This is a genomic window from Nocardia sp. 2TAF39, from assembly GCF_052114905.1.
Taxonomy (GTDB): Bacteria; Actinomycetota; Actinomycetes; order Mycobacteriales; family Mycobacteriaceae; genus Nocardia.
Genome location: NZ_JBFRFQ010000017.1, coordinates 3,743 through 22,516 on the forward strand (window position 1 = coordinate 3,743; position 18,774 = coordinate 22,516).

The 18,774-nt window shown below is 64.6% G+C and carries 1 protein-coding gene (running past one end of the window); it reads right to left on the reverse strand.

The features are described from left to right. Positions 1–18,774, reverse strand: the 3' portion of a protein-coding gene (locus AB4Z47_RS13355; protein ID WP_441950748.1) for an alpha/beta fold hydrolase. It continues 16,575 nt past the right edge of the window; only the last 18,774 of its 35,349 coding nucleotides appear in the window; the start codon falls outside the window, past its right edge; the stop codon is at positions 1–3.

Here is an 18,774-nt window from a genome sequence, read left to right on the forward strand (position 1 = left end):
TCAGCCGCCGAACGCGGTACGGAGTCTGGCGATGGCTTCGGCAAGCATTCTTTTGGCCGTGTCCGGTTGTAGTTGTAGCCGTGTGGCCGCGCCTTCCAGCGAATGCCCTTCTATGAGGTGCAGCGTAACCAGGCGTTCCGCGGTGCTGGAGTCTGTCATGCTCGCCAGTGCTACCCGAACGGTGTCAGCGAAATCGGTCTCGGTGAAGGGTGACGATGGGTCGGCGATGTCGCGTTGAGTGGTCCCGGATCGATCGATGGTCCTCCTTTCCAGCGATACGGTTTGCTGGCTGAGTATGCGACGTGCTTCTGTGACATCGGTAGGGGCAAGACCCAAGGCATTCCCGATTTCGTTGTCGCCGGGAACATATCCGGCAGCGGCCGCCCGGTTGACGTACGCGGCGACAGCTCCGACTGTCCGGCGGGTTCTGGCGTCGAGGTTCGGGTACCGGCGTTTGAAATAGACATCGCGTAACGCTGCGTAGCAGCTGGCCCAGGCGTGAGGGGTGAATGGCGCTGTCGGAACGTGATTGTTGATCGCGCTCAGGAGCGCTGTTCGAGCGATTTGCGCCAGGTCGTCGCGGTCTTTTGGACGGGCCCACCGATGGGTCAAATTTTCGGCGATCCACTGATAGTGCTCGAAGATCTGGTTGCGCAGCCGCGTCTCTTCAGGGCTGCCGACATCGGTGGAAACAAAATTCCAGAACCGGTCCTGCTCCTCCTGGTCGTGCGATAAGCCATACCGCTCGGAGTAGAATCGCCTGATCGCGTCTGCCCGCAGTTCGGGGCCGATACCCAATCCAGCGCATATTCGCCGAAAAGTACGCAAGCGCGGCACGATGCTAGCCCTCGCAACCAGCGAAATGTGGCCTCGCGCCAGATTGGCCGCCGTAGTCAGCTGTCTCTGAGTCCTGTCCTGGTTGGCGAGATGAGCTCTGACCCAGCTGCCGATCGTGTCGTGGGCGGCTGGGGTGATGTCGGTCGGTGGGAAGAAGTGGCGCAGTCCCTGCTCGCCTATCGCGTCGGGAATGTCCAATGCCATGCAGATGTCGCGGACATCGGACCGACGAGGGGCGGCGTGGCCCTTCTCGATGGCGGAAATGTAGCTGCTGCTGCGACCCGCCGCGGCGGCGAGCTGGGCCTGGGTCATTCCTGCCTCGTTGCGCAGCGCGGTGAGCCAGTCGCCGACCGTCTCGTTGGCGACGGGATCCCTCTTCAGCAGGCGGTACTGCTCGGGGTAGAAGTGGCGCAGGCCTGCGTCGAGCACCGCGTTGGGAACTTCCAGCGCAATACAGAGGTTGCGGACATCGGACATGCTTCGGTTGCGACCACTCTCAGTATCGGAAACATAGGTCGGGCTGCGGCCTATCGCGTCGGCAAGTTGGGTCTGTGTCATGCCATTGTCGCGGCGCAGTACCGTGAGCCACCTGCCGACTGTTCCGTGGGTGGCGGGATCTATGCGCAGCAAGTGATACTGGTCAGGATAGAAATGGCGCAACCCTTCCTCGCGCACCGATTCAGAGGCCCCCAATGCGAAGCAGATATCACGGGCAACAAACACATCCGGAGTACTGTTCCCATTCTCAATATTGGAGACATTAGCCTGACTGCGGTTTGTTACGGCGGCGAGTTCGGCCTGTGTCATGCCACGGTATCTACGCAGCGTGGTGAGCCAGCTGCCGACTCTGTTGTGAAGCCCGGGATCCGTACTCAGCAGGTGATACTCGTCAGGATAGAAATGGCGCAACCCTCCCTCRCACACCGATTCAGAGGCCCCCAACGCCAAGCAGATATCACGGGCAACAAACACATCCGGAGTACTGTTCCCGTTCTCCATAAGGGAGAAATAATCTTTACTGCGGTTTGTCACGGCGGCGAGTTGAGCCTGGGTCATCCCTTTATTGCGCCGCAGCGTCGTCAGCCAGCTGCCGATCCTGTTGTGAACCGCGGGATCCRTACTCAGCAGGTGATACTCGTCAGGATAGAAATGGCGYAACCCTCCCTCACACACCGATTCAGAKRCSCCCAACGCCAAGCAGATATCACGGGCAACAAACACATCCGGAGTACTGTTCCCATTCTCGACATCGGATAAGTACCGTTCGCCATGAATTGTTGCCGTAGCGAGCCGAGCCAAGCTCATATCATTACTGCGCCGCAGCGTCGTCAGCCAGCTGCCGATCCTGTTGTGAACCGCGGGATCCATACTCAGCAGGTGATACTCGTCAGGATAGAAATGGCGCAACCCTCCCTCACACACCGATTCAGAKRCSCCCAACGCCAAGCAGATATCACGGACAACAAACACATCCGGAGTACTGTTCCCATTCTCCATAAGGGAAAAGTAATCTTGACTACGGTTTGTTACGGCGCCGAGTTGAGCCTGGGTCATTCCCCTATTGCGCCGCAGGGCTGTGAGCCAGCTAACGACCTTGTCGTGTGCGGCATGATCCGTACTCAATAGGCGGTATTTTTCGGGATAGAAGTGACGAAGCGCTTCCTCACGCAAGGTGTCGGGAACGCTCAATGCGACGCAAATTTCGCGGGTGATGAAAGGGTCTGGGGTGGTGTAGCCATTCTCGATGTCGGAGATGTATGACTTGCTGTGCCTCGTGGCTGCGGCCAGTTCGGCCTCGGTCGTGCCGTTGTTGTAACGCAATTCTCTGAGCCAGCTGTTGACCGTGCCGTGGTCCGATGGATCGGCCAGCGGACAGAAGAGACGCAAACCTTCCTCGCACACGATTTCGGAAACACCGAAAGCGAAACAGATTTCACGGATTTCGGATCGACCGGGGACGACATACCCATTCTCCGTATCGGAAACATACCCTTTGCTGCGGTTTATCACGGTGGCGAGTTCCGCCTGAGTCATCCCATTATTCCGCCGCAGTGCTGTGAGCCAGCTGACGACTGAGTTGTGGGCTGCAGGATCCGTGATCAGCAGGTGGTATTGGTCGGGGTAGAAGTGGCGTAGACCTTCTTCGCGCACATCTCCGGGGACTTCCAACGCGAGACAGATAGCGCGTGCGACGAACGGATCCGGATCGACACGTTCGTTCTCGATCTCGGAGATATAGGTGTTGCTGTGGTCGGTCCCGATGGCGAGTTGCGCCTGCGTCATTCCCTTGTGACGACGCAGCGATTTGAGCCAGCGGCCGACCGCACGGTGCGCTGCGGGGGTAATATCAACTTGGGGATAAAAGCGGCGCAGACCTTCCTGCAAATCTGCATCAGGAACACCCAGCGCATGACAAATTTCGATGACCACGGACCGGACAGGCCGGTCTCGATTCTTCTCGAAAGCGGAAATATGGGGCTGTCTTCGTCCGACAGCGATGGCGAGTTGGGCCTGGGTTATCCCACTATGACGGCGGAGTGCAGCGAGCCAGCTACCGACCATCTCGTGGGCGGTAGCGGCGAGTTCGGGTATGTCGTGGGCAGGCGCAGCAGGTTCCGCCTCCGAGGAGGGAACGTGGGCGTCGTCGTCCCGGCGGCCTCGGTTGGTTGGTGGGCCTTCGATATCGTGTTGTGGCAAGTCGCGGTCGCTGCGATTGAGGATTGGTGCGTGGAGGGCAGACAGTCTGCCGTTGTCGTTCGTGAAGTAGGCCACGAAGGCTTCTGCTACGTCGCGGTAGGGCGGTGTCCAGCTGTTGCCTCCGTCTTCGTGGGGGCGCAGGCGTGGGACGTCGATGGGAGACTTGATGAGTGTGTCGGCGACGTAGATCGTGCCGTTGACATTCGTGACCACGTATCCGTGTGCTTTTTCGCCGTCGTCTACCACGATGACCGCAGTGTCGGCTCCGTCGCGTCCAGAACCTAGCGCCTCGACAACCGATGCCAGGGGGTCGTCGGCTCCGCGCTGCGGCTCCACTTTCGTCAGTTGGGCTTTGATGGCGCCTTCCAAGGCGGACGAACCTTTCTTGCCGCTCTCCGGCACCTCCGCATCATCGTTCCCGAGCGCCCATAGCGTTCGAGCCACATGAGGCAGGCATTCGTTCCTACGCCGAACCGCATCGTCGACGGCTTGGTACAGACCCTCGGCGCCGCGGCCGGAAACCGCAGACTCCGACACCACCGGGAACCCGCGCAGCCGCAGGCCCTGCACGGTCTCGAATACCGAATGATGGTGGGGGATCAGGAAACCCATCGTCGCAGCGATGAAATCGCGCTCCGACACCTCGGGAGGCTGCAGCAGTCCGAACGTGTCCATCAGCCTGGCGGCGGTGCCCGAGATTGCCGCCGTGATCGGAATCCCACCCTCGACGGCGACGTTCTGGAAGTATTCACTGTGCGGATCGAAGTCGACAACGATTGATCCGGGTTCCCAAGGCAGCGGCACAACATACCTGGTGTGGTCCAAGCGCGGGACATCTTCGGGGGCGATCGTTCCGACACGGCGGTACACCTCGACTCTATCGACGACGCACAGGCCGTCATCGTCTCTGATCCGCCCACCGTGCTCGTCGTAGGTGTAGATCGGCAGCACGTAATCGACCGAGGCGTCGTCGGACCGCAGCTGCGCTTCGAGCGCATCCGCTTCGACGCGACCGTGAGCGTCACGCGGAAGTTCACGACCTGGGTCGAGCGTGTCGATACGCAACACCTCCAGTCCGCCGGGAATCGCCTCGAGTTCGCGGCGAGACAACGGCATTCCCAGCACATCCCAGTCCCGCACCGTGAAATTTTTGCGCCGCTTCTCCTCCGGCGACCGATTACGACGCCCGACACGGCTTTGGTCGTACTCGTCGAGCACCCTGGAATCGACGCCGCGGCTGCGGGCCGAGTTCACTTCGTCGTTGACGGCCGCCGCAGTGATCGGCTGACCAGGATTCGCCGTCGTCAGCGTTTCGCGGAGTGCGCCCAGTGCCGCGACATCCAGCCCCAGCTCGACGGCCTTCTCCGCCCATCCGCGCTGGTTCAACAACCGAGCGATGCCTTCGCAAAACGTTGTGCCCGAGGCATTTCCGCTCTGCAAGTTCCGGAACCTCGCGTTCAACACGGCCGAGATGATTTCGCGCAGGTTCCCGTCGCGGCGCAGCTCCTCCAGTGACACCGTCGGCAACACCATACCGCCCGACTCAGGCCTTGTATTCGCGTAGAAAGCTGCCTTGATCTCCTCCGGCGTTCTGTCCGGAAACAGGCCAGAATTCACCTCCCAGGTCCGGTCCAGCATCGCCACCGCCGCAGCCCTGCTCTCCGGCCGGTTGTACAGGTAACGCGCCAGCTCCATCTCATCCCGCATGCGGTACTGGCGCCAACCAACCGCCTGCGCGTCGGATCCGCTGATCGCATCTGTCCGCACCGGCTGGTCGACCGCATCTGCATGCGCTTCAGGCGACAATGCCGCCGGGTCCGATGGCGACCTCGCTCCGGTGTGATCGTCATCCGTGGCCGCTGCATGCTCGACCGCTGGGGGCGACCCTCCTTCCGATCCCGGCGTCGGCTCGCCGGCACGCGGGCCGCCCCGGATCGGATGCGCAGGCATATCCGGATAGTCGACGTCGCGATCGTGCAGAGTGCTGTCGATCGGCTGCACCACACCGTTGTCATCGACGCGGTGCTCGATCACCCACGCCTTGACAACAGTGCGGTACGGCTGGCTCTCCTGCCACAAGCTCACCTCCAACGCACCACCGACGAGCGGGTCGAACACTACGATCTCGTCCACTACCACCCGGTCGACCTCGTTGCGGACCATAGTCATCTCGACCCGATGCGCTGCCTCACCGTCGTCGAGAACGACCGTGACCGAGTCGACCCGGACATCCGCGAAGATGACCTCGCCCCGCTCATCACGTGCCCTGCCAACGCGCAGATCATCGATGATCTGCTCCACCAACCCGGTGTCACCCGAGTACCCGTCCCGCTCACGGACAGGCACGAGGCGGCCCCCGACACTACGCTCGAGCTCGCGCCAGTCCTCCAACGCACCGACAGGCAAATCGAGAACGTCGTCGGCGCCGAGGTCGAGGAGGGTGCGGTTGCCAGCCGGCAGGCAATCCTGCTCATCCTCCTGACGCGTGCCGTACCGCTTCTCCGGGTCGGGCACGTACTTGGACACGTCGTGCCCCAAGCCGATTCGTGCGATCACCCGCACCAGCGCATCGTGCTGCAGGTTCTGCTCCAGGTCGAAACGCTCGATGCCGTCGATCGCCGAGAGACGGTGCGCGTCCGGCGGCAGATTCGGGTTGTCGAACTCACTCGAGAAGGCCACATACGTCGAGATGTCATGGGTCGGCATGTCGTACAGGTCCGTCTCGACGGGATCGACCATGAACAGGGTGTGCAGTCCCTCCTCCCCCATCAGCGTGAACGCCGTTTCAGCTGCATTGTCGAAGGTGACGAGGTCGAACCCGCCGGCGACGGTGACGTCGATGCCTGCTGTGGCAAGGGGGGAATCGGGTCCACTGGTTATCCGGTAGACCATGCTGGCCGCAGCGATATCACGCCGCAGCAGCGAACCGCGCTCGACCTCGGTCCGGATGTCGCCGGCACCGGGAACAGCGCGCATCCACGCCACCACGGCTACGTCAGCGCCGTGCTGCATGCGCTGCATCTCCTGGTAGACGCGCAATGCCAGGCCCTGGCCCTCCGCATAACTTGTGTCGGACAGTTGGCCGTGAAGTTCATTGACGAGGTACACACGCTGCGCGGCGATCGAGGCCTCGCCGAACACGAACGTCGCCTCGCCGGTGCGGGGGTCGACATCGCGCAGATAGTGCGGAGATCCGGCGGAATCGTCGATGCTTTCGATCAACCATCGGGTTCGCAGTGTCCGCTGCTGCTCTTCGTGGGAGACCCCTGTCGTTGCGGCCTTGTCTTCGAGTTCGCGCAGGTGCGCAGTGAGCATCCGCCGGCTGGCCAGGTTACTGATGTCGTCGGGAATGCCGAAGGCGCGGGCGATCAGATCGGGGTGGCTTCGCAGCACCGCGCGCTGCAGCCGTGTCAACCCGAATCCACCCTGCGGCCCGCCGCGTTCGAGCGCGACCCGCTCACGCAACCGCTCCGGCAGAAATTCGTCGCTCAGCTCGCTCCACCACGCGCGGTTGTGCACGGCCTGCTCGCGGGCGTGCCTGACCAGCCCGTCCTCATCGATGGCGCGCTCGACGCGGGCCTGCCCGACCAGCCCGTCTTCGTCGATGACGCCCTCGAGAAACTTCGAGTAATCGAGGGGCAGCAGACGCTCCGCCACCCATTCCCGACTCCCCCGCGCATGAGCGCTGCCCACACCCGGCAGCCTCGTCATCGCGTGCGCGGCGAGGTCCCGGTCGAGCTCGCTCGGACCCTCATCGTCGAATTCGCCCCACAAGGACCGCGGTGGCGTATCACCACCATCGCCACCTATGGATGCGTCGTTTGTGGCGCCGGAACTTTCCGGCGGCCGGTCGGATGTGGGTTCCGGGTCTGGAGCACGGCCGATGTTGCCGACTTCGTGCCCACGTGGCCTGCCCGGTTCCGGCAGGGGAAGCTCGGCGTCGAGGTCGGTGACGATGGGGCGCACCGGGTTTCCGGACTTGTCGACTTCGATGCCGTGCGTGAATCGCGGACCGGGGGGTGGCATTTCCGGGTCGAACTCGCCGATGAACCGGCCGCCGTGGTCTTCAAGCAGCTGTTCAGGGATCCCCTCTGAACGCAGGGAAGCCGTCTCCGCCATATCCCCATGCGGCGTTGCGGCCATCGAATCGACATCGGTGACGGTCGTTTCCGGGCCGAGCTCTGCTGGTTCGCCCGGTGACCTCGCGGCCATACGCTGCACGGCAGCGGCCTCCCGAGCGGCCGGTTCACCCTCGGAGTGGTCGGCGTCACCTCGGTCCACCGGCGCGGCATCGGCGAGCGCTGGTGCAGCGGGCCGCACGTAGAGGGCCCCACCGTCGGATGCGGGAGCCCGCAGCGCCTGTTCATCTGCGAGATGCGGTCGTGCTACTCCCTGCCGTTCCGCCGATCGGAAACGCTCGATCTCCGCAATGTCCAAGATCGGCATGCCGTACAGCGCGCGATACAACGCGTATTGCGGGGACCGCCAATCGGAATCCGGATTGCCTCGGATATAGACGGCCGCCTCGGCCAGCGCTTCGCCGTTGTTGAGCGTACGAACCCGAAACGGGATTCGGACCGGACGCCGGAGGCTGTAGGTGGACAGGTTCCACAGCCATCGCCACTTACGCACCGCGATCTCGCCGGACAAGGTCAACGCGGCGAAAGCGGCCTCGATATGCCGATCGACCCGCGCACGCGCCGGTGTCACGTACCCGGTCTCGTACCCGACGCCTTTGACACCGGCATGGTCTGTTCCGTGACCGAGAATTTCATGGAGGAACAGGTCGACCCACGCATCACCGGTGCCGGAGGAAAAGAACCCCTTGCGAACTTGCTTGGCCCATCTCGCGGCGAATTCATCCGGGTGAGTAACGCACCGAAGATCGATCGTCAGAGCATGCCCGGCGGCCATTTCGGCGAACCTCCCCTCCAACGGCGCAAACCGTACAGAAGAAAGACGCAGTTGCGGCGCCATTTTCAGCACATAGTCGATCGCGTACACGATATATTCAGCGGTCTGTTGCGAGATTTCGTCTCGCAACAAGCCTTGAACCTCGACGTAATCGGAGTCCTCCGGACCATCGGCACCATGAACAGCGGTGAGTTCCTTGATGGTACGGCGCTTCGCCGAAAGCGCGGGGGAATCGTCGAGCCTGGCAACCTCCGGCCCCGGGCTCGTCAATTTGTTCAGACCACGTAGCAGCGGCCGGAGTTCGACCAAACGGCCGATGAACCGGTCCGATTCACGGCTGTGCCCGTCCCGAGCCTCACGCTGCCGACGCCGTACCTCCTCCTGCAGCTTCTCGACCCTGGACCGTACCTCCGCCGAATCCAGCGCATTACCGGCCTCCTCGCGTCCTTCCGACACCAACCGCAGCAGCCTGATGTCGCCTCGAATCGCCGCGATCTCGGTGCTGAATTTCACATCGAAGGCATCCAGCTGAGCTTCGTCCCCATCCGGCCCATCGAGCGCCTGCTCACCGTCGTGAGCAGCGGCGCCATTCCGTCCGATCTGCGAGGTGGGGGATGCTTGGTCGTGTCCGTCACCCCCACGCACATTCCCAGGCGGCTCCGCGTCAGGCGGTGCATCCGAGTCCTCGGAATCCGGAAAGGCCTCGGGTTCGAACGTGGGAACGTGGGCGTCGTCGTCTCGGTTGCCCCGCAGCAGCGCGTCGTCCGATCCCACCTGGTTCAGGCCGTGCCCCAAAACTGATATCGAGTGATCCTGGGCGGCAGCGGAATCCACCGCAGCGCGCAACCGCGCGACCATCTCGGCACGGGCCTGAATCCACACCGGGTTGGTCTGCAACCGGGCGCGCGCCCTGTCGACCGTGAGCCGATACTCATCCTCGTCCCACCGGTCGTAGGGCCAGTGGATCCACGCGGGCAGGGGCAATGGCATGGACTCCGCTTGCTGGATCTGCTGAATTCGGTGCTGGTCGAACGGACGGTCCTGGTACCAATAGGCGTCGCGCTCGGCCCGGAGATAATGGGTGACGACGGGCAGGGAGTCCATGCCGATCATGTGGGATGCACCGTCGATGAGGTGGAGATTCGCGGTAGGAATGAGCCCGGTATTGATCCAGCTGTGGATGACCGGGACGAATTCGTCGTCGGTGCCGTGCACGATGTCGACGGGTACGCGGAATCCGTCGAACTGTATGCCCCATGGTTTTCTGACTTGAAGGACATCGTGCACCCACCCCTCGATCGAGTTGCGCAGGCCCCGCTCATAGCCCCGGGCGCATTCCTGCTGGTACAGGCCTACCCATTTGTGATCCAACAGACCGAAGGATCCCTGGTTGTGCCGCAGCAGCCAACGTCCGTCGCGGGCGGTTTCGGTGGCAATGTTCGTGATGGTGGCGATCGCGCGCTCGAGGTCGGGATTGCCGAGCACGGCCAGGTTCGGCCCTCCCATACCCTTGGTCCAGTTGCTGCTGCCGTGCTGTGGGGCGACACCGACGAGTGAGATGACGCGGTCGACGCGGTCGGGGTCGAGTGCGCCGACGGCGAGGGCGGTGGGTCCGCCGCCGGATCGTCCCATGACTGCATAGTGGTCGAAGGCGAAGAGCTCGGTGGCGATGTAGATGATGTCACGGGCGCAGTCGGCCACCGCGCGTCCGGGCAAAGGGGTGGAGTCGCCGTAACCGGGTCGCTCGACCACGATGAGCGCGTATCCGCGCTCGGCCAGGACGTTCGGGTCCGGCAGGACTCCGTCGACTCCGACGGGCGAGCCGGGTGACAGGAACACCGGATAGCCGTATGGATCGCCGGCGAAGCGGAAATGGACGATTCTGCCGTCGGGCATGCGTGCGGCGTAGAGGGTGGAGACCTCGCCGAGGTCGGCGGTCTCCGCAGGCTCGTCCAGCGCGGTCACCCGGTCACCGGGTAGGGCCGCCGGATGGCCGTGTACCCGCGCCGACTCACGTCTGCCTGCGAGTGGATCGTCGTCGCGGCGTGGTTGTTCCCACTGCCCGTGATCGACTACGGCGGATGCGGGCGTGGGCGTGCCTGCGACCTCGATCTGGTCTGCCCATGCCAACGCCGCCATGACAGCCTGGAGTCGGCGGCCGCCGTCGGAGTCGCGGAGGACTAGCGCATCGATCGCGCGTATCACCGCGTTCATCCGTTGTCGGGCAAGCTCCCTGGTGAACCCCGCATCGCCGCGGGCGTGAAGGTAGAACTGTACGGCGTCGTGGGCCAGAAGCCACACCCGCCGGTCTCGTTGCTCGGGATGAGTTACCGAATCCGCCGCAGTCCCACCGAATTCCAGCACGCCGGCGCCGGTAGGTTCGGCGCCCATATGGCGAATCCAGTCGAATGGATCGGGTACCGAATACGTTTCGGCGTGTGGTGTGCCGGGATCCTGGGCGGAGAATTTCAGCGTCTCGATCCAGCGAGTGATCCGGGCATCGGCGTACTGGGTGATCAGTTTCGCCGCTCGATCGCTGTCGATGAAGCGCTGCGCTTGCCGCTCCGCCAGACGCTGGATATCTGCCTGCGGTGTGCCCCTGGCGGCGAGGTCGGCCGCCGCGTTGGCGAGGTACTCCCGATACAGGTCGCGGGCAAGGGCGACCCGAATCCGGTTGAAGTAATCCTTTCGCAGCCTCGAGGCTTGCACTTCTTGGATGGTCTGGAGTGAATCGGCTACTGCCCGCTCTGCCGGATAGTGGGCGGGTGGTTCGTCGACGTGCTGAACAGCCGCGCTACCGTGCGAGTCGGTGATCGTCAGGTGGAGAGACCGCTCACCGGGTTGTGCGCCGCGGAGGTCGGCCGTGATATCGATAGCTTCGGTGGCGTTTTCGATCGCATGCACGGCGATGTCGACGGCGTGGCCCCGGCCCGGCTGTGACCAGTCGTGCAGCATTGCAGCGAGTGCCTCGCCAACGAGCGCACTATCGGCGGGGTCAGCGTGCTCAACGGCCTTGAAGTCGATTCTGAACTGTGTCGAGTCGGGTTCGTTGTTGCTGTCGGTGGCGGTCCGGGCCGAACGCTCGGGAGCGGCCTCCGCCGACTCCCCCGCTGGAGGGTAGTGCGGCGGCACGCCGACTTCACCGTCAGCGGCAGCGCGCACACCGTCTGGGGGACCGTCCTCCGCCTGCCGGGCCCCGATCCGGCCTACGGGACCCCGATGCAACGACTCCCCATCGCGCAACGCAATCTCCGGCACAAACACCCCATCGGGCTGCACACCGAACACTATCCCGTGCACTTGCATTACATACGCACCAGAGCGCACCCACTCGGCAATAATCTTCTCGCCCCGCAGCAATCCGCCGGCGGCGTTGTCGTACACCACCACCTCGCCCGGCGTCAGCTCCAGTTTCAACTGCGATTGCGCGAACTCCGCGAACTCCTCGGTCACCTTCACCACCGCGAACGCATGCGCACCCACTCGACCGAAATCCATCGCCCCGGCCACGACGCCCCCCTTCTCACGCACGTGAGCCACCACCGCCGCCAACCCCGCCGAACCCACGCCGAACGATCCCGGATCCCAATTCGCCGCCAACCCCCGAGCGAAGTCGGCGCCAGTCATCCCCTGCTCCGCGATCCGCACATCATCCGCCGCTGCCAGATGGATGCGCGCGGCCGCCTCATCGCCCATGGCGTGCCGCACGAACGCCTGCACCAATGGACCACAATTCTTCGGACCGGTCCGAAGATGTGATACGACATGCCCAGCATCGCCATCCCCGACAGCAAACGACGACTCGTGCTGAGCACGGGCCTGGTCGACCGCGTCCGCCGACCGCGCTGCACTCAACGACTCGAGCAATTCCGAATCGATAACCGTGAGGTCGGCCCACACCAGATAGTGGTCGGTATCGGTGACTTCCACACCACTGTCGGTCGTCCGGAACTCCGCAGAGGCCAACACCTGATCCGGCGCCCCATCCCAACCGGGCACAGTCCTGGTCGCCGGATCCAGCGCGACGCCCAGGCCCAATTCGTCGATGAGCGCCCGATACACCGGGTGTGGATTATCGGTATTCAAGTCAGCGGCGATCACGACCGGACCATCCGCTACCGAGCGCAGTACGTGCGCGATCCGCCTGGCGAGCGCCGCGCCTTCGACATCTTTGTGCTCTTCGTAGCTGCGGTGGACGTAACCCTGGGGCGTGCTGCGTAGGAAGTATTCCAGCGGTGTCGGGTGCAGAGTGATCAGCGTCACGCCGGCGACCTTGACGACCTCCGCAAACCGGTCGTAGTGCTCGTTCGGCTCCAGCAATCGGTTGGAATCCGGAAGCCTCAGCTCGAGACCGCGGGTATCCGGCAGCTTTATGCCGCGGGGTTCCTCCATCGGTAGCTTGCTGAGCACGGCGATGCCAAGCGTTTTGCTGGCATCGATGTGCGACGGGCACATCGGGGTCTCATGAAAATACTTGTAGCCGAGCATGTCTGCCAGTTGCCGCGCGGTCGAGCCGTCCAGACCGATCTCGGACTCCTGCAGGCAGACGACGTCGGCGTCGATCCGCGCCAACTGCTCGGCGAAGGCCGGCAGGTCGATTGTGGTGTAGTCGAACGCCTTCGACGACCGCGAATGGCGAGCGCCCGCGATATTCCACGTAGCCACCCGCAACGGCCTACGCGGATCGGCCGGGTCTCGTGGCTGCCCGAGATCGATGGCTTGCACAGGGTGCGTCGGTTCGGCCTGCGGTTCTCCTGTCGGCCCGCCACCATTGTCGATCGGCCCAGCAGGCTCGCCAGCATGGTCGATGTGATCACCGGGGGGCAGCGCATCGGCATCGATCGGCGAACGGGTTTGGTCACGGTGTCCGCTCTCGGCCGCGTCATTACGCTGTATCGGCGGTAGCGGAATCTGCCGGGTGTGCAGCTCGCTCAGATGTTCTGCCGGATGCCAAGGCGGCAGGATGTGATCGGTGGCCATCCGATAGCCGTACTCGGTCAGCCCGTCGTACTTCAGCTCCCCCGTCGGGTCACCATTCGTAAACGCGCCCGGGCCCAGCAGCCTCAGCCACTCATCGACTTTCATCGAGATCTCGCGAGCCCACTCGGTGTGGAACTTCCTCAGCGCTAGGTCGATCTCGTCATGTGTTGGGGCACGGTACTGCCCTTCGGCGACGGCCGCGGAAACGCGATGGGCGCGCACCGTCCCGTCCGGCTGGGCGCGGGTTTCCAGATATTCGATGTGGATGTCGGGTCGCCACAGCGAGCCATCGAGATCCCGATGCATGAGCTCCGCGTCCGCCAGCGCCCGCATGTGCTGCCCTCGTTCGGCCACGACCACGAGGCGGCGGGGCTCGCCCGGGATAACTCGCCAAGCACGTCGCACACCAGTGGGGTCGCCGCGCAGCGCCCGCATGTGCTGCCCGCTATCGGGGACCACCGCAAAGCTGCGGGGCTCGCCCGGGATAACTCGCCAAGCACGTCGCACACCAGTGGGGTCGTCACGCAGCGCCGCCATGCGCTGCCCGCGATCGAGACCGACCACAAAGCTGCGGGGCTCGCCCGGGATAACTCGCCAAGCACGTCGCACACCAGTGGGGTCGTCACGCAGCGCCGCCATGCGCTGCCCGCGATCGAGACCGACCACAAAGCTGCGGGGCTTGCCGGGGAATTCGACGACCCGAGCAGTACGTCGCAGACCGGCCGGGTCGTCCCGCAGCAGGCCCTCGACGATCGGCGCGGCCAGTCGCGCACCCAACTCGTCCCCGATCGCCACCAGCTCCCGCACCGCCTGATACTGCTGATCCAGTGCGTCGGCGATGCTGGCGATTCGCTGCTCTACCGCTGCCAGCTCGGCACCCACCGGGGATACATCGATGATGTATCGGTTCTCCGCAGCACGCACGCTGTCCAGGTCGACGACGTCCCGAGCGACCAGACTAGTCGAGCCGTCGTTGTGCACCTGCAGATAGCGCACCGGGTATGAACGGTTGACGATCTTGTCCCATAGCCAGAGGGAAGAACCCATACGCAATTCGTGCAGCGCGACACCATGAAACCCGTCCATAGCGACAACGACCGCCTCATCGGCGGCACTGACGTGTTCGGTGTGCCTGGAGATTCCGTGCTCCCCGGGGTCGATGTAATCCTCCTGGACCACAGCGTCAGAGCGCTCCCGGTTGAGATCCTGCAGCTCGGCCACGGCCAGCACGGCACGCAATACCTGCCGGCGCGCCTCGAGCTCGGCGATCGCCCGACGGCCGACCGCCTCGTCGTGAATCACGTCGGGTGCGGCGTCGCCAGGGAATTCACCCACCAGCTCGCGCAAGTGCGCAGCGGCAGCATCGCGCCGCAGGGTCGCATCCTCGTGGAGCCGCCGTAACTGTATCTCGGAGACAGCGGAGTCGATACCGGCGAGCAGCGAGGCATCGGTGTTACGACGGGCTCCGGCCACCTCCGCCGCGACAGCAGGCAACGGCTCGTACGGCGGCGTATACCCGCTTCGAATCGGCCGCGTTCTGGACTCCGGTTCGACCTGCGGAGATGACGGAGGAGGGGCGGGCCGCTTGCCCGGCAGCAGTTTGCGCAACCCCTGGACCGGATCACCCTCGATCAGCTCAGCAAGCTTCTGCGCCAGCTCGGTGGGACTGTCCGCGGTCACCCTGGAGTAGATGGGATCGCCGAGCAGCGCGTCATGGGCGGGACCGAACGACGATGCCCACAGCTTCCACCTCCCTGAGGGCGTCTTCTCCATCCCGACCTCGGCGAGAACCCTCTCGCCGGCCAAGTTGATCAAGCGCACGGCCGGCGGCTGCGGGCGGTCCGATACCAGCGGTACCTGCCGCAAAGCCAGTCTGCGCAACACATGTCCAGGGTGAGTGGGCTCCAGCTCCGGCCCCTCCAGCAGCCGCCACAACACGGACGTCGACAGCTCGTCCACGCCGAGCTGCGCAAACCACTGGTCGAATCCACCTTCGAGCTCTGCGCGCTGGGCGAGGAAATCCGCCACCAGAACGTCGTGCATATCCGCCGTAGTCGGCGCGCGATACAGGCCCTCGACTTTCGGATTCAGACTCCACGCCGTGCCGTCAGGTTCGACCAGGTAGTAATCGATGCTGCCGTTGTTGTCGTGGTGCCGGGCATAGACGGAGGGATGGGCCGCAATCACTGTTCGCAGCACATCCAGGTGCGCGCCATGCCCAGCGGCGATAATCATCCGCGGCGGCCGCGGGTCTTCGACATGCGGGTTCTCGACGTACTCCAGATACGCCACGTTTTCGGCGAGTCGACCGACCTCGACGGGGGCCTCGCCCCGCGCCAAGCTCACCTCCTGGTCGACCATCGCACGCGCAAACACCTCCACACGCGCCTGCGCCGGAACAGCCGCATAGCGCTCCAGATTCGGGCGTGCCTCGTCCACCAACCATTCGGGTCGAGTCCACTCCGGCAAACCAGCGCCGAGGTCCTTCGGGCCGCGGTGAGCCTGCTCGACCTCGTCGAAGGGAACTTCCGGTCCGTCGTCGTCGACGACGGCCACGTGCACGTCGGCAACATGCTGGCCGACGTGGGCCGCCCACTCGTCGATCGCCTCGCCACGAGCCATGCCACCAGGGATGGCGTTGTCGAACACCACCACCTCATCGGGCCGCAGTCCCAGTTCCGGGAAGTGCTCCTGCAGTGCCTGGGTCACGCGAACGACCGCGAACGCGTGCCCCCCGACCACCACGCCGTCGCGAACGAAATCCATGCCGCCGGCTACCGCCAGGGGGCCGCCCGGGCCGCCCACCAAGGCCACCGCGGTGGCCAATCCGTCGACGCCGGGTCCGATTGCCTCGGCACGCCAGCCCACGCCCAACCCGCGCACGAACTCGAGCCCGGTCATTTCGTTCAGGGCGATCTCGTCATGGTTCATTGCCGGACGCCCCAGGGCGCGGCCAACTATCTCCTGCACCCACGGCACGCTTCGGTTCGGTGCCGCATCGCCCGATGTTTCAGCCTTCAGTCGCTGCACGACGGCGGCATGCCAGTCCTGCGGACTCAGCGTCGCCAGCGAATAGTTGAAATAGTTGGGGTAGTAATCCCATCCGCCGTCGGCGCGGGTATCACCGTAATCGTCGGGGTTGAAGGCGAACATCCGCTTCTGGACCCCTACTCGGCCCTGGTCGTCAACCGACACCGTGCGGTAGAGGATATCGACGCCCCGCTCGGCCAGTTCGTCCGGCGATAGTCCTATGGTGCGGTTCACCAGCCTCGGCAGGTCCGTCACCGGTGCGGCGACGACGATGCGCGGGCGCTCACCCCACGCGATTCCGATGCCTTCGCCGATCGGCGCCGCACCCTCGGCGACAAGTACGTCGCGAGCGGCCAGCACTGCCGCAGCTCGGCGAGCCTCGGGAAGGTGCAGCCGGGTCGCCACGGCCGCGGGCCAGGCCTCCGGGCCCTGCCGCGTGGTCCAGGTCCGCCAGCCGGGCACCTGGGCCATCTCTCGCTCGAACCGCTGCTGCCACGCCGCCTCGGATTCCGTATTCGTCTCGGCGGCAGCAATATTCACCGCCGAGTCACGCAGCGCCGCCTCGACCGCCCGCGCGAGTTCCTGCTCACTGGCGGCGTGAAGGCCGCCCAACCACGTCGCCACCACCACGCCGGGCTCCCGACCAGCCCAGCTCATTTCGACCCGGTATCCCTCCTGCTCGTCGCCCGACACCGGGACAGCTATAGGGAAACCGCGGATCTCCGTATGAACAATGCGCCCATACAACGGGATGGAGGTGCTGTCATACCAGAGGTCTCGACCGCCGACTTCCCGCTTGACCAGTCGCCGGACGACTTCCCAAGCGCTGAACGGTTCCGCAGCGAACGGACCGGCCTCGGCGTATCGCACGTCGAGATCGGCGAGGGAGGTGTCAGCGGTGATCCGGCCGAGCGACTCCGGCAGCCAGGCGTCGAACCCGATATCCGGCTGCAGACCAGCGCTTCGGTAGCCGAGGTAGGCGTCCAGCAGCGCGGCCCGGATCTGAGCATTATCCGGTTCCCGGTAGTACGGCTGGACATCCTCGAGCCGGCCCAGGCTGATACCGCGGGGATGCCCACGGAGGCCGACCTGGTCCACGACCACCGGCGCGTGCACGATGCGGTATGCCGGCTCCGGCGCCAGCGCACCCACGAATTCCTCGTTGCCGGCAACGAATTCGAGCAATGCCGGGTGTGGGTTACGCGACGTCGTGAACACGATCAACGCATCGGGCGCCGCGTCCGGTGTCCGGACGTGCACGACATGGTCACTCACCGTCCGGGCTTGTCCGCCGTACAGGTTGGACTGTCGTCGCGCCTCGGCGACAATCTCGTCGTCGGTCACCGCGCGCAGGGACGCCTCCGTGTCCAGCGCCCGTTCGGCATGGTGGCGTTCGGCGACCACCTCCACGAACCGGAGATGCTTCTGGATATCCGCACGCCGCCGCTCCCAGTTCTCGAGATATTCGGCCGCCGAGGTGAACCGGGATGAGTGGGATCCGATGAGAAATTTCAAGTCGATATCGGCCAGCTGGGACGGCTTGACCCCCAGCTCCTCGGCCAACGCCACCCAATCGCGCTCGGCGGTCGCGCGCATCGCGACAACCTGCGGTGAATCCGGGCGCAGTGACGACGCGCCCAGGAGACCCAAACCGTCAGCCAGCCGGTACAACTCGGTCGCCAGACACTCGATCCGCAGGTCGACCAGGGCGACATTCATGATCACTTGTTCGCCGTCGGCCGGCGCCGGGTTCGGCGGCAGCGCCGCGTCCAGCTCCTGGTTCTCCAGGCCGACCTGTTCCAGCAGCGCTTGATGACGGTCCAGCACCGCGCTCAATCGCGTCAGCAGCTCTGCTTGGCGGCGCAGATCTGCTCTCTCGTCCGCCACCTCGCGCAGGGAATAGGCGCTCTGTAAAGTTGCCCACTCCAGATCCCGAAACGGGACACCGATTTCCGTGGCCAACTCGATCCGGGCAGCCGCCACCCGCTCAGCATGCGTTGCGATCGCCTGCCGGACCGGCACCACCGGGCCCGGTGGTGCCGGTCCGGCGGACATACCGAGATCGCGCATCAACTCATACCGCTCGGCCTCCAGCCGCACGATTTCGGCAAACACATCGGCACCGAAGCCTGATTCTCCGACCTGACTCTCCCGCTGGTCGGGGCCCAGAGCTTCACCGAACTCCTGCTCGCGTGGCTCGCCCGGTTCGGACGCGGGAAGCTCGGCGTGCTCAACCGCCGACACTCGATCGTGTCCGCCACCTTCGCGTACATCCCGAGGCTCCGGCGTCGAGGGCGGCAGGGTACCAGGTGCGCC